The organism is Flavobacterium sp., from assembly GCF_035760125.1.
Lineage (GTDB): Bacteria > Bacteroidota > Bacteroidia > Flavobacteriales > Flavobacteriaceae > Flavobacterium.
Genome location: NZ_DASTTN010000110.1, coordinates 1 through 13,586 on the forward strand (window position 1 = coordinate 1; position 13,586 = coordinate 13,586).

The window sequence follows — 13,586 nt, forward strand, 5'->3', positions numbered from 1 at the left end:
GTCAAACCCGCTTTTAACCCCATTTTCCAACCCGTTTCCAGCAGCAAGCAGTATAACCAATATAAATATTCCCCAAAACACTCCAAAAGCGGTAAGTATCGTTCTGAAGGTATTGGCGGTAAGCGCCTCTAAAATTTCGTTCCATTTTTCTCTATCAAACATAATTATTCGTCTCTAAGTGCTACAATAGGTCTAATTTTGGCTGCTCGATAAGCTGGTACAAATCCTGCTAATGCACCTGCAACTACCAAAACAATTAAGGTTGACATCGCTACCGTAAAATCAACCTGTGGATTCACAAAATATTCACTTTGTGCATGCGGACCAACTAATTCCAAAAGCGCCAACCCTGTCAACAATCCAATAAAACCGGAAATAGTAGTAATAAAAATAGATTCATGCAAAATCATTAAAATAATCGAAATCGGAGAAGCTCCAAGCGCTTTTCGGATACCAATTTCTTTGGTTCTTTCTTTTACAATAATCATCATAATATTACTTACCCCAACAACTCCTGCAATAATGGTACAGATTCCAACCCACCAAAAAAACAATCTTATGTACAGATTTAAATCATAAAACTTCTTAACTTCTGTAACCGAATTATTAATTCCTATTCCACTCGTATCATCAGGAGCGACACCATTTTTACTTTTCAACAGTTGCCCTAAATTTTCAGTAAATCTATTTGCCTCGTCAACGGCTTCTTGGTAACTATCTTTCTTTTTTAAAGTATAAAACATATTATTAATCTTATCACCGACTCCAAACACTCTCTGAACGGTAGACAATGGTATAAATATTCTTTTTTCATCCCAGTCACCACCTGGATCAGTAAAAATCCCTATAACTTTAAAATTAATGCCATTTACTGTGATCTGTTTTCCTATAGGATCTTGATCCTTGAATAAATCTAACTTTATCTTTTCGCTAATCACAGTCACTTTCTCTTTATTAACAACATCATTGTTATTTACAAAACGTCCCTTAATAACTGTGGCATTCTCGATTGCTATACCATCCGGGTTCACTCCTCTATACTCGTATGACCCAGATTCTTTTCCGTAAACAATAGTTGCACCCCATGAACTGTAGGTAGACCCCTTTATATCCATTAAATCACCATATTTGTTTACAGAAAGATCATAATCACTATTTCTAAATTGAATTTTCCTTCCTGGATTCAATCCTTTGTAAGCCTTTGCCGTTGCTCCACCCCAAACATAAATAGATCCCACTGCATCACGTTCAAATGATTTTTGGATACCGTTTTGCAACCCTTTTCCAACTCCAAGAAGAATAACCAAAATAAATATACCCGAAGCCACTGAGACTCCAGTGAGAAAGGTTCTCAGTTTATTTTTGGCAATAGCCTCAAATATTTCCTGCCAGCGTTCTATATTAAACATAAGAAGAAGCTCTAACTTGTTCTATCATTTTATCATCAATTATCAATCCGTCTTTCAGGACTACATTTCTTTTGCACATAGCGGCAATATCTGGTTCGTGTGTCACTATCAAAATAGTCTTACCTTCATCATTAATCCCTTGAATCAACTCCATTACTTCATATGAAGTCAATGTATCTAATGCTCCTGTAGGTTCATCTGCTAATAACACTTTTGGATTGGAAGCCAAAGCTCTAGCAATAGCCACACGTTGTTTTTGTCCTCCAGAAAGCTCATTTGGTAAATGGTGTGAATGAGAAGCCAATCCTACTTTCTCAAGATATCTCATTGCAATCTCATTACGCTCTTTCCTCTTTAATCCCTGATAATACAAAGGCAAAGCCACATTATCCAATGCGCTTTTGTAATTAATCAAGTTGAATGATTGAAAAACAAAACCAAGAAATTGGTTTCGGTATTTAGAAGCGATAGTTTCATTTAATTTTTTAATTGGCACATTGTCCAAAGTATAAAGTCCCGAATCGGCTTCATCAAGAATTCCCAGAATATTAAGCAAAGTCGATTTCCCCGATCCAGACGACCCCATTATAGCGACCAATTCGCCTTCTTTTATGTTGAAATTAATTCCTTTTAGCACATGCAATTCGGAATGTCCCATTTTGTATGATTTGTGTAAGTCTTTAATTTCGATCATGGTTTCTTTTATTTTAAAGCAATAGTATTTATGTTCTAAAAAATAGCAATTAGAAAAACGAATTTTAAAATCACTATTTTAATTTACAGGCTTTCTAATTATTTTTTAATCACCCATATATAATCCGCATATCATCAATTAGTGTTTACGACCAATTTTTTCTTACGCACATTTTATAAGACTTATATCTCACTAAAATGTTACACCCATAACCAAAAAATATATTTGTTTTGTTAAATTTGCACTCAAAACCCCAAACAAATGCTAAAATCTCTTTCGATTCTAATTATTTTCTTAACCACATTAGTATTAATCACAAGCTGTTCATCAACTTCCCAAAAAATAGAAGCATTAAAACCCGAACCTGACGATGCCGTACCACTGACCTATACGAATACACCTTCATATATAAATTTACCCGTTAGTATTAAACTAAAAGATATTGAGAACCAGACCAACACCCTATTGAATGGTTTAATCTATGAAGACAATAATATTGAAGACGACAATATTGAAATCAAAGTCTGGAAACAAGCTCCAATAACTATTACCAATGACCACGGAAAAGAAGGTGAAAAAATAAAAACCGTATTGCCTTTAAAAGTTTGGGCAAAATACAGAATTGGAACAAAAACCATGGGTGTTGATTTATACAAAACACAAGAGTTCAATCTAAACGGAATAGTCACTTTGTTGAGCAGCGTAAGTTTAAATAATTGGAGATTAAGCTCAAAAACAACTTTGAAATCATTAGACTGGGTTGAAAGTCCAACAATGACAGTTTTTGGAAAAAACATGCCTGTAACGTATCTTATCAATCCTGCAGTAAGTCTTTTCAAATCAAAGATCGAAAAAAGCATTGACACCGCCATCGAAGATTCCATGGATTTCAAACCGAATGTAATGGATGCTTTATCCAAAATATGCACCCCTTTTGAAATGAGTGAAACCTATAAAAGTTGGCTTAGAATTGTTCCAATAGAAGCGTATTCAACCAATGCTAAACTAAAAAACGATTCTTTTTTACTCAACATGGGTATGAAATGCAATATGGAAACTTCAATAGGAAAAAAGCCTGAATCAAAATTTGAAGCGAACAAAATCACCCTAAAAGCCGTTGAAAAAATTCCAGAACAAATCTCTGCGAATATAGCTGCCGTTTCTACCTATCAAGAGGCTTCCAAATTAATGACTACCAATTTTGTTGGACAAGAATTTGGATCCGGAAGCAAGAAAGTAAAAGTGCAAAATGTGGCTGTTTGGCATAAAGACGGGAAATTGGTAATTGCTTTGGATCTTTTAGGCTCTGTAAATGGCACAATATATCTTACTGGAATTCCGCAATATAATGACACATCCAAAGAAATCTATTTCGACAAATTGGATTATGTATTAGACACAAAAAGTAGATTAATGCGTACAGCAAATTGGCTAGCTCAAGGAATTATTTTGAGAAAGATAGAAGAAAGTTGTCGTTACTCTATCAAACAAAATTTGGATGAAGCCAAACAAAGCATGATGACTTATTTGAAAAACTATTCTCCAATGCCAGGCGTTTTTATTAATGGAAAAATGGAAGACATACAATTTCAAAAAATAGAGCTAACCAATCAAGCGATGATTGCTTTTATAAAAGTAAACGGAAACATAAATGTTGCAATTGACGGACTTAAATAAGAATAAGCAGATTTCAGTATTTAGTAGGCCATATAAAAAAGCAAGGCTCAAAAAAACATCATTTTTTGAGCCTTGCTTTTTTTATTGTGATTGCAATAGAATTTGCAATTAATATTGGACTTATTGTTTCTTCTTTTTCATTCGATAAACGTAATAACCAAGTGCACCAACAAGTACGTAAGGAATTACCATAAGATAAACGATTCCGTCATTTACAGCAGCTGCTTTGGCTTTATTTTCATCACCCGACAAAGCTGCTCTACACATCGCACATTGCGCATTTGAAGAAAGAGAAAAGAATAATGAACATAAAATATAAAAATATAATCTTAATCCAATTCTTCTTTTTACTATTCCCTCTTTTCTATTTTTCATACTAAACATAATAAGGCGAAATCATTAAATACACAATCACTCCAGTAACAGCAACATAAAGCCAAATCGGAAAAGTGATTTTGGCAATTTTTTTATGCTTATCGAATTTACTGGCCAAGGCACGAACGTAAGTTATCAAAACCAACGGTATAATTGCTATTGATAAAAAAATATGGGTAATTAAAATAAAGAAATAGACATATTTCAAAACTCCTTCTCCACCGTATTTAGTTGATTCAGCAGTCATATGATAAGCAACATACATTACCAAAAATGCAACCGAACATCCAATAGCCATCTTCATTAATAACTCGTGACGCTTTCTATTACCGTTTTTAACAGCCATTACCGCAGCAACCAACAATACTGCCGTTATTCCGTTTACAGTGGCATAAATAGGGGGTAAAAACGATAAAGGCGTTACATCAAATCCAAAATCTTTTAACTTCACTTTAAAAAGAACTGCCACCGCAAGAGGAATTGCAATTGACAGCAACACAATCCATTTATTATACTTTTGTTCTATAGTATTATTTTCCATTATCTAATTTAATCTCTTATTTCTAACTTCTACACTTTTTATTCTTTTAGCAAAGCTTGAATATCTTGTTGAATATCTCTAATTCCCTTTTTCTCCAATCCATCATAGTATAAAATCGGATTACCGTAATCGTCTTTTCTACATCTGATATTCCCATTTTTATCTATCAAAGCAAAAAGTCCAGAATGCTCAAAACCACCTTGCACTTTACTGTTTTCTCCAACATAGATATTAAATCCTTTATTGGACAAATTGTAGATATAATCCTTGTCTCCAGTCAAAAAATTCCAATTGGATGACTTAACTCCCAATATTTTAGCATGCTCTTTTAAAACTGCAGGAGTATCATGAACTGGATCAATTGTTATCGAAACAATCCCAAAATTAGGATTCCCAAAAAACTCATTTTGAAGGGTTACCATATTGGCGTTCATTTTAGGGCAAATTGAAGGACATGTCGCAAAGAAGAACTCCAAAACATACACTTTCCCTTTATAAAAATCATTGGAAATTTTTACATTCTCTTGATTGGTTAATTCAAATTTTGGAGCTGGACCAACTTTAACCAACTTCCCATCTACAGCTTTAGAGCCACTCACTTTATCCAAACGATCTCCCTGAACCACACTATTGTTCTGCATTCTATCTACAATTTTTGGAACAGCATATATTCCAAAAACAAGTATCACAAAAGAAATCCCTATATACGATTTATTTTTAAGCATCTTTTATAATTGTTTTGTTGCGTTATGATTCTTTTTTAAAGCGGCACGATATTCATAAAGAATAACTTTGAAGTCATCCAACATTTCGTTACTTAATTCTGCAGGATGGAATGTGTTGTACCCTTCTTTATAACCTTTCTTTTCCTTTCTCCCCCTCAAGTTTCTTTCTTTATCTACTATATAAACATCAGGAGTACCTAAATCAAGATTCAGATTTCCTTTTAGTTTTAGCTGACCAAAATATATCTTAATTTCTTCAGGAGTGGTAAACACAAAATGCCACTGACTTACATCGGTAAAAGCACCTAAAGCATCAACTACAGCTTTAACGTCTTTTTCGGTTCCCAAAGGAGCAACAACAACAAATTGTAAATCTTTGAAATCATGGTAGCGTTGGTAAATTTTTTCATTTAAGTTGAAATAATTTCCTCTGTTTTTAAGAATTTCTGTACCCGAAAAACCAAGTATTGTAATTTTATTGTCCAAACTTACTTTTTCACCATTTAAGGATTTCCATTCTCCAAGATTAGGAATCTTCGGAGTTATAACAGGCAATTTTGTAAAACTATTAACGCCCGATGCAAAAAACAGATAAGCTACTATAGGCAATATAAATAATACAAAAAGAACGATATTTTTTTTCATTAGGACTTTATAAAATTTATTGTATTAAAATAAAAAAAGGCATCCGTCGAGACGGATACCTTTTTCATTGAATTAATATCTTGTTAAAAATTCCATTTAATTGTAGAATTTTTAAAAACCTCAAATACATAGTCTCCCTCTGTCAATAGAATAAAAAGCAAATAACAAACTAAGAATATTAATGGAAAAACAACAGCATTTCTCAATACCTTTTTTTCTCCTTCCATGTGCATGAATGCCCATACAATGTAATATGCTTTAACTAATGTTAGTATAATAAACAACCAGTTTAACAAACTCATAGTTATAAAAGTGTGCATAGCTAATGCATCTGGTCTGATGATACCAAAACCAACCTCAACAGTTGTGATTAAAGATAATAGACCGAAAACAGTCCAAATTCTTTTTGTATTAGAAACATGTTCGTGTGACATAATGATAAATCTAAAATTAAACTAAATAGAAGAATGTGAAAACAAATACCCAAACTAAATCAACAAAGTGCCAGTATAACCCCACTTTTTCAACCATTTCGTAACTTCCTCTTTTCTCGTAAGTACCCAAAAGAACATTAAAAAAGATAATGATATTGATTACTATACCTGAGAAAACGTGAAATCCGTGAAAACCTGTAATAAAGAAGAAGAAATCAGCAAAAAGCTTACTTCCATATTCATTATGAGTTAGATTGGCTCCTTCAATAACTATCTTAGCTTGATCCAAACGCACTAAAGATTCTTCTCTAGAAAGGACAATTTTTTCTTTGTCTTTATTTAAAGTTTCAATTCTTATTAAAACATCAGGATGTGCTTTGAATCCAGCTTGAACCTCTGCCACTGTGTAAGTAGGGATTGCTGATTCATCCATGAACCATTTTCCTTTAGATCTTGATAATTGCTCTCTTTCTACTGGCAATTTTGCAGCAAAATCCTCCAAAGCAACACGATGACCTTCCTTGTCAACAAACTGTAGCAAGCTACCTCCTGTTGTCTCAACAGCACCGTATTCTCCTTTGATAAAGTTTTTCCATTCCCAAGCTTGAGAACCAACGAAGATTAAACCTCCAATGATTGTTAGAAACATATAAAGGGCTACTTTATCCTTTTTCATTTGATGTCCTGCATCAACGGCCAAAACCATTGTTACAGATGAGAAAATCAAAATAAAAGTCATTAACGCCACATAATACATCGGAGCAGATACACCGTGTAAAAATGGGAAGTGTGTAAACACCTCATCGGCTAATGGCCATGTTTCAATAAATTTAAATCTAGAAAACCCGTAAGCTGCTAAAAATCCAGAGAACGTTAAGGCATCTGATACGATAAAAAACCACATCATTAATTTACCATAACTTGCTCCCATTGGCTCATTGCCGCCTCCCCAAGTTTTTTCACTATTTGCAGTAGTAACTGTCGCTTCCATAAAAGTTATTCGTTAAAAAGTTTCCAAATTTACGTTTTTTTCTTATTTAAAGAAATATAAAAATAAAAATAAATAAACCCACAAGAAGTCTAGAAAGTGCCAATACATTGCACCTAGTTCTATTCCAAGAGTTTGGGTTGAATTATATTTTTGTTTAAAATGATTATAAATAATAATTAATAATGATATCATCCCTCCAGCAAGGTGAATCAAATGAACTACCACTATTACATACAAGAATGTTGTTGTGATAGAACTTGCATTTCCGGTAAAATAATGACCATTAGACACTATTTGTCCGAAACCCACAAATTGCAATACTACAAATGAAATCCCCAAAGCCAACGTAGCCAAAAGCAACAAAGTTGTCTTACTGTGATTATCTTTTTGAATAGCTTTCTTTGCCAAATGAAAAGTAACACTACATCCCAAAATAGCAATACTGCTAAAATAAAAAGCGGACGGTAATTGAAAATCTTTTAACCAATCTGCTCTTGATTGACTCACTACATAAGCACTCGTTAGACCAGCAAACATCATTGTCATGCTCACCATGGCGAACAATAAAATCAATTTATAAGATCTTGCCGTTCTCAATTTATGATCTTCGGCTGTCATTGTCATTTCCATAATTATCTTAAAAATTTATCTAAAATATACACTAATTGTAATAACGTTATATAAGAAACACTTACAAGCATTAATGTTCTTGCTGCTTTTGCTGTTTTTATTTGGTACAGACGAACTGCATAAAACAACATCCAAAGACCAAGACACAACACTAAAATCGATGCGACTGGCGTAATAAACAAACGCCCAGTATATCCTAATGCAGGTAAAAGAGACGCTATCATCAACCAGATAGTATATAATATTATTTGTAAAGAAGTCCCTTTATCTTTCTTACCTGTTGGCAACATAAAGAAACCTGCTTTTTCATAATCTTCATACAAAAACCAACCAATTGCCCAAAAATGAGGAAATTGCCAAAAAAACTGTATCAAGAACAAAGTTCCTGCCTCAATTCCAAACTCTCCTGTCGCAGCAACCCATCCTAACATAAAAGGAATTGCCCCAGGGAAAGCACCCACAAAAACAGACAGCGAAGTTACTGTTTTAAGCGGCGTATAAATACTGGTATATAAGAAAATCGAGATCGCACCAAACATTGCTGTTTTTGGATTTATTGTATAAAGCAAAGCCACTCCCAAAATAGTAAGCAAACTTGCTACGATTAAAGCCAAACTAGGAGACATTCTTCCAGAGGCAACTGGACGATTCTTTGTACGATCCATCAAAGCATCCAAATCTTTTTCTATTACCTGATTGTAAGCATTGGAAGCTCCAACCATGCAATATCCTCCAATTGCAAGTTTCAACAAAACTATCCAACTAAAAGAGTGTGTAGTATCAAACCCTAGAACATAACCCGCAATCGAAGAAAAAACAACACTAATAGCCAAACCAGCTTTTGTAATTGCCTTAAAATCAAAGTAAATAGATTTAATCGAAGTGGGATTTGATGTTGTACTCAATGCAGATAAAATTGGTATATTTTTTGAAAACTGGTGCAAATATACAAATTAGATTCAAAAATGGTCAATCAAAATCAAAATTGAAAAATTAGTTAACTCTTTAGTCGGTTTTTACTTCTTAATTAAGCTTATTAAAGAAAAATATAATTCAACAATAGCATTACCGCAGAATTAAACCGCCATAGGTAAACAGTATCCAATAAAATTTATTATTTGGCTTTTAATTCATAAATAGCATTCACCATACCATTTCTAGTGGTATCCAAACCAAGCTCCCAAAACATAATACCTCCTAATTTATTTTTTATTACATAAGAAGTTTTCACTTTTACAGAAGCAATATCATCACTAGTTGCAAACATTTTCTCTTTCTGATTGTACCAATATGGAGCATTTGCTTTTTTATCCCAAAAATACTTCCACCCTTTTTCCTCAGTCAATGAATCCTTAAAATTTTTAAAACTCACCCCTTCCACATGCATTCCAGGCTGATACAATCCATTGTTAACATTCTCAACATTTTTCCATGTTCGAGTATAAAACGCCGCTCCAATAACTAATTTATGAGATGGAATTCCTAATTTCAACAAATACTTAACTGCGTTATCGGTAGATTCCTCATTCTTTTGGGCACTAAAAAGAGGTGTATGATGCCCCGTAGTCTTCGAATACCCATTAACTAAGTCATAACTCATAATATTGACACGATCGACAAATGGCATAACCGATTCCCACTCTACAGACTCGTCTAGATATTTTTGAAATCCTCCTGCTGCAAAACTCAATTCGTTAGAATTCCCTAATTCAGTTCTTAAAACTTTCACCAACTCCGTGAAATTTTTCTTATCCGCTGGTTGGTATAAATGCCCAGGAAAACCTTCTATAGTCGGATATTCCCAATCCAAATCCAAGCCATCTGTTTTAAAATAGCCATTAACTTCTTTCACAGATTTGGCAAAAACTGCCCTACCAGAGGCTGTAGAAAAAACATTTGAGCAATTTTCGCAACCACCCCAACCACCTAACGACAACATTATTTTCAGCTGAGGATATTTGGTTTTTAATGAAACTAAATATTTAATTGTAATAGAATCTTTAGCAGTATCAACATTTAATCTTCCGTCTTTAAGGCGACAAAAGCTATAAATTATATGAGTTAATTTTTCAACTTCAAAATCATTTATCTGTTTCTCATCACCTGTATAATATGCCAAAACTGATAAGCTTTTGCTTTTTTGAGCCTGCAAACTTAAGCATGTGATTACTAAAAAAAAAGTCAATATCTTTTTTCTCATTTTGCTATTTTTAAATTAATTACAAGAATTTACTTTTAAAAAAACTCATTAATAATCAAAATACCAATTAAATACATCAGATCTAAAACCAACAGTAAACCAGGTTGTTTGCTCTTTAAACACAGTTGCCGTATTTGTTGTAGGGTCAAAATTTCGATATAAAAAATTACCAAAAAGCTTCAAATTAGTAGCTGGATTCACTAAATAACCTACCTGAACTTCTGAGATAAAAAGACTTGTTTTATTACCCTGTCCTACTTTCACTCCTTTGTCATACGGTCTATTTTCATCATAGTCTTTATATATATTTTGACCATAATTAAAAGTATTATCTGTTGTGTCAAAATCAAGTCCTCGCGTTCCTATAGTAATTTTAGCATTCGAATAAAACCTATCTTTATGATAATAACCTAACAAAACCAACTCCTGAAAATTTCCTCCCCATTGATGACCTAAACTTTGGTTATTATGCCCATAATTTGTAATTGGATCACTATGTGAGTATACATAAGGGCGAACATGATTGAACTCTAATTGTAAAAGTAAATTATCTACATGAAATGCATTGAAATATTTTACTCCCAATTGATAACCCAATTTATTTTTCCAACTATTTTCCCCAGCAGCAATATCGCTAGTCGAAAATTCATCAATAAGAAATTGCCCATAAAAATTTACCTGATTATTCCACTTGTATTTATAACTCAATCCCAAAACAGCATTACCACTTCTGGAAGAAGAAGAAAATTCAACTGCTCTATAAAACACAATTGGGTTTATAAAATTCGCATCAAAACCTCTTCCATTAGTATTTGTCCAAATAGCTGATTCAAAAAAACCTAAATTCAATCGATTTGAAACATTCCAACTCAAGTAGTGATTCACCATATATTTTGAAGCATACGTTCTATCAACAGTAACATCAGGACGAACATCCTTTAGCCACATATAATTTACTGAATACTTAATTTTCCAAAAATTGGCATCTATCTTAAAAAAAGGATATGGACTTGCTCCATCACTTAAAAATAAGGAACGGTAACCATCTCCAATAAAATTTTTACCATAACCCAATTGCAAATCTAAAAATTTAGCGGCATTATAGGAAATATTAGCATCGGCCAAAGGAAAATCATACGCATCCGAATTATACGATTTTGCAATACCAATTCCAGGTATAATCGCAGGATTTCCTCCAGATGGTTTTATTGAGTTCGCATAAGCATTGTAGTAATCGGCAAAGCGCCCTTGGCTTTCATAAAAAGTGGTTGTAAAATTTAAATGATTCCCTAGACCTCCTTTAAAATTAAGCGCTCTCGTATTTACAAATGTATAATCAGTCTTACTTGGATTGGAGATTCCTCCTTGAACATTAAACAAGAAATTTAAAGCAAACCAATATCCTTCTCCTTTGATTTCAGCTAAATTTTCATTAAAGACTTTTCTGCCCCACCAACTTGACTTATTCTTCATAAGGTTAGAATTGACTTTCTGAAAATTATAGTATTTTTCAACTTCGGCATAAGTATATGGTTTTGAAGCTGTATGATTATTACTCCCTACCTGATTTATTTCACCATCAAATTGAGCATAATAACTATGTGAGAAAGGAATACTTAAATGACTTGAAAACTGCGGGTTGTCAAAACGTTTATAAACAATACTGTCCAATTCTGTCAAACCTTCATTAACATTGATATTTTCTTTTTTAGCCAAAGCTACAGCCGCTATTTCTTCAGGAGACAACAACGGAATATCTATACTTATATTGAACTTCGAATAGGTCGGATTTCCAGCATAAGTAGGCGGGCCAATTTTAGGAAAACCTTCAAAAACCCTTTTGGTTTCGGCAATAAGTTCTTCATTGTTAGAATTAACATACAGAACCTTAAATGTACCAGTAATATCAACTTCAAAAAGCACTTTAACTAGTCCTCTATAATTATTCTGCTTCAACTTTTCGGGTACTTTAAAATTATGGTAAACGAACTGTTGCACTTCGTTATAGAAGCAATTTTTCAAATCTTCCCCTTGTAAATTTTGACAATTTGAAAAAACAGGAAAACGTTCATCAGAAGATTCCAACTGATTCGAAGTTGGAGTTTGTGCATTGCCTACTAACACACTAAAGAAAACAATAAAAGAAAAAAAGTTTTTAATCATTTGAATTTTATATCTAATCAATACTGAGAAGAAGACTCTTCTCCATTTGCAATCGCTTTGGCACCAGAAGTTCCAATACGTTTGACACCAAGCTCAACCATTTGCTTAGCTTCGTCATATGTTCTTACTCCACCAGCCGCTTTAACAGGAAGTGGAGATGCATTTTCAAGCATTATTTTAATAGAAGGGACAGTTGCACCATTAGGCAAATCATTATCTGTTTTATAAAAACCTGTTGATGATTTCACAAAAACAGAGCTATACAACTCTTCTTTAAAATTAGAAACCACTACATTTTTAATCAATGCAGACAATTGAGCAATTTGCAATTCGTTTAGTGCGGCCACTTCGATAATCCATTTTACAGTTTTATTATGATTCAATCCTAGCTGAGTACCTTTTAGAATTTCTTCTTTCACCAAGTCAATATCCCCAGCTTTGAAAGCCTCATAATTGCAAACATAATCCAAATCATCTGCACCATTTTGGATACACTCAAGAGCTTCTTCCATTTTTTTTTCCAAAGAGGATTTCCCTTCCGGAAAGTCAATCACGGTTCCAATTAACACTTTTGATTGTGCTGCAACAATCATTTTTTTTGCCAAAGCAACCCTATTAGGACGGATCATTATTAATTTAAAACCTTCGTCTATAGCCTCTTGAATAAAACCCTGAGCTACAGCTATATTCTCACTTTCGTTCAAACCAGCTTGAGCATCAGTTTTCAAATAAGTAGAATCCAAATAATCCCTAATATTCATCTTTAGAATTTAAGAAGTTAAACGCCGTAAAATTACATTATTCGAATGATATGACCTCTATAGTATATCATACAAAACAAAAAAACCCACCGAAGTGGGCATTATTTTTTTAACATTGAATTCAAGATATTGAATTTATTAAAAATCACAATAACAAAAATAGCTAATATCGATCCAACCATATTGGCAACAATATCTAAAACATCTGCATTTCTCGTTGCCGTTATTAAATTTTGCAATATTTCTATTGTTATTCCAAAAACGAACGACAACACAACCGAATACATTAAAGGTTTGAATATCGAATCAATTTGCAAGTGTTTACTAAAAAACAAAAACCA

General features: G+C 33.1%; 15 protein-coding genes and 1 pseudogene. 1 reads left to right on the forward strand and 15 read right to left on the reverse strand.

Features of this window, described 5'->3' with window-relative positions; all coding sequences use genetic code 11:
- The 3 genes and pseudogenes from VFS71_RS04260 to VFS71_RS04270 form a co-directional block, all read right to left on the reverse strand.
- Positions 1–162 (reverse strand): annotated as a pseudogene (locus VFS71_RS04260) (ABC transporter permease); the annotation flags it as partial.
- 2 nt (positions 163–164) lie between these two features.
- The gene (locus VFS71_RS04265; protein ID WP_326399573.1) at positions 165–1,409 is read right to left on the reverse strand and encodes an ABC transporter permease; all 1,245 of its coding nucleotides are present in this window, start codon (positions 1,407–1,409) and stop codon (positions 165–167) included.
- Positions 1,402–2,103: an ABC transporter ATP-binding protein gene (locus VFS71_RS04270; protein WP_326399574.1), complete on the reverse strand. Its 702-nt coding sequence runs from the start codon at positions 2,101–2,103 to the stop codon at positions 1,402–1,404. Before VFS71_RS04270 ends, VFS71_RS04265 begins: the two co-directional genes overlap by 8 nt.
- Before the next feature lie 261 nt (positions 2,104–2,364).
- Here VFS71_RS04270 and VFS71_RS04275 point away from each other — a divergent pair, with 261 nt between their 5' ends.
- Positions 2,365–3,780, forward strand: a complete 1,416-nt coding sequence (locus VFS71_RS04275; RefSeq protein WP_326399576.1) for a DUF4403 family protein — start codon at positions 2,365–2,367, stop codon at positions 3,778–3,780.
- Positions 3,781–3,900: 120 nt separating this feature from the next.
- Here VFS71_RS04275 and VFS71_RS04280 read toward each other — a convergent pair whose 3' ends face one another.
- From VFS71_RS04280 to VFS71_RS04335, 12 genes are all read right to left on the reverse strand, one after another.
- Positions 3,901–4,164 (reverse strand): hypothetical protein, encoded by a 264-nt coding sequence (locus VFS71_RS04280; protein ID WP_414655984.1) that lies wholly within the window; start codon positions 4,162–4,164, stop codon positions 3,901–3,903.
- The gene (locus tag VFS71_RS04285; protein ID WP_326399580.1) at positions 4,157–4,696 is read right to left on the reverse strand and encodes a DUF420 domain-containing protein; all 540 of its coding nucleotides are present in this window, start codon (positions 4,694–4,696) and stop codon (positions 4,157–4,159) included. The genes VFS71_RS04280 and VFS71_RS04285 overlap by 8 nt, the downstream gene beginning before the upstream one ends.
- 38 nt (positions 4,697–4,734) lie before the next feature.
- Entirely contained in the window at positions 4,735–5,421 is a 687-nt protein-coding gene (locus tag VFS71_RS04290) for an SCO family protein (protein ID WP_326399581.1), read from the reverse strand.
- A gap of 3 nt (positions 5,422–5,424) precedes the next feature.
- Positions 5,425–6,066 carry a hypothetical protein gene (locus VFS71_RS04295; RefSeq protein WP_326399583.1) on the reverse strand — a complete coding sequence of 214 codons (642 nt, stop codon included), beginning with the start codon at positions 6,064–6,066 and terminating at the stop codon, positions 5,425–5,427.
- An 83-nt stretch (positions 6,067–6,149) separates the two neighbouring features.
- A complete protein-coding gene (locus VFS71_RS04300; RefSeq protein WP_326399585.1) occupies positions 6,150–6,500 on the reverse strand; it encodes a cytochrome C oxidase subunit IV family protein in 351 nt (116 codons plus the stop codon).
- Positions 6,501–6,516: 16 nt separating this feature from the next.
- The gene (locus VFS71_RS04305) at positions 6,517–7,491 is read right to left on the reverse strand and encodes a cytochrome c oxidase subunit 3 (RefSeq protein WP_326399586.1); all 975 of its coding nucleotides are present in this window, start codon (positions 7,489–7,491) and stop codon (positions 6,517–6,519) included.
- A 42-nt stretch (positions 7,492–7,533) separates the two neighbouring features.
- Positions 7,534–8,121, reverse strand: a complete 588-nt coding sequence (locus tag VFS71_RS04310; RefSeq protein WP_326399587.1) for a cytochrome c oxidase subunit 3 — start codon at positions 8,119–8,121, stop codon at positions 7,534–7,536.
- Between the two features lie 2 nt (positions 8,122–8,123).
- A complete protein-coding gene (gene cyoE / locus VFS71_RS04315; RefSeq protein ID WP_414655985.1) occupies positions 8,124–9,026 on the reverse strand; it encodes a heme o synthase in 903 nt (300 codons plus the stop codon).
- Between the two features lie 209 nt (positions 9,027–9,235).
- The gene (locus VFS71_RS04320; protein ID WP_326399588.1) at positions 9,236–10,321 is read right to left on the reverse strand and encodes a glycoside hydrolase family 18 protein; all 1,086 of its coding nucleotides are present in this window, start codon (positions 10,319–10,321) and stop codon (positions 9,236–9,238) included.
- 48 nt (positions 10,322–10,369) lie between these two features.
- Positions 10,370–12,484, reverse strand: coding sequence for a gliding motility protein RemB (locus tag VFS71_RS04325; RefSeq protein ID WP_326399589.1), 2,115 nt, complete (start codon positions 12,482–12,484; stop codon positions 10,370–10,372).
- Positions 12,485–12,501: 17 nt separating this feature from the next.
- Positions 12,502–13,245 carry a deoxyribose-phosphate aldolase gene (gene deoC, locus VFS71_RS04330; RefSeq protein WP_326399590.1) on the reverse strand — a complete coding sequence of 248 codons (744 nt, stop codon included), beginning with the start codon at positions 13,243–13,245 and terminating at the stop codon, positions 12,502–12,504.
- A 101-nt stretch (positions 13,246–13,346) separates the two neighbouring features.
- Positions 13,347–13,586, reverse strand: a 240-nt coding sequence (locus VFS71_RS04335; RefSeq protein WP_326399592.1) for a VanZ family protein, incomplete at its 5' end; no start/stop codon positions are given.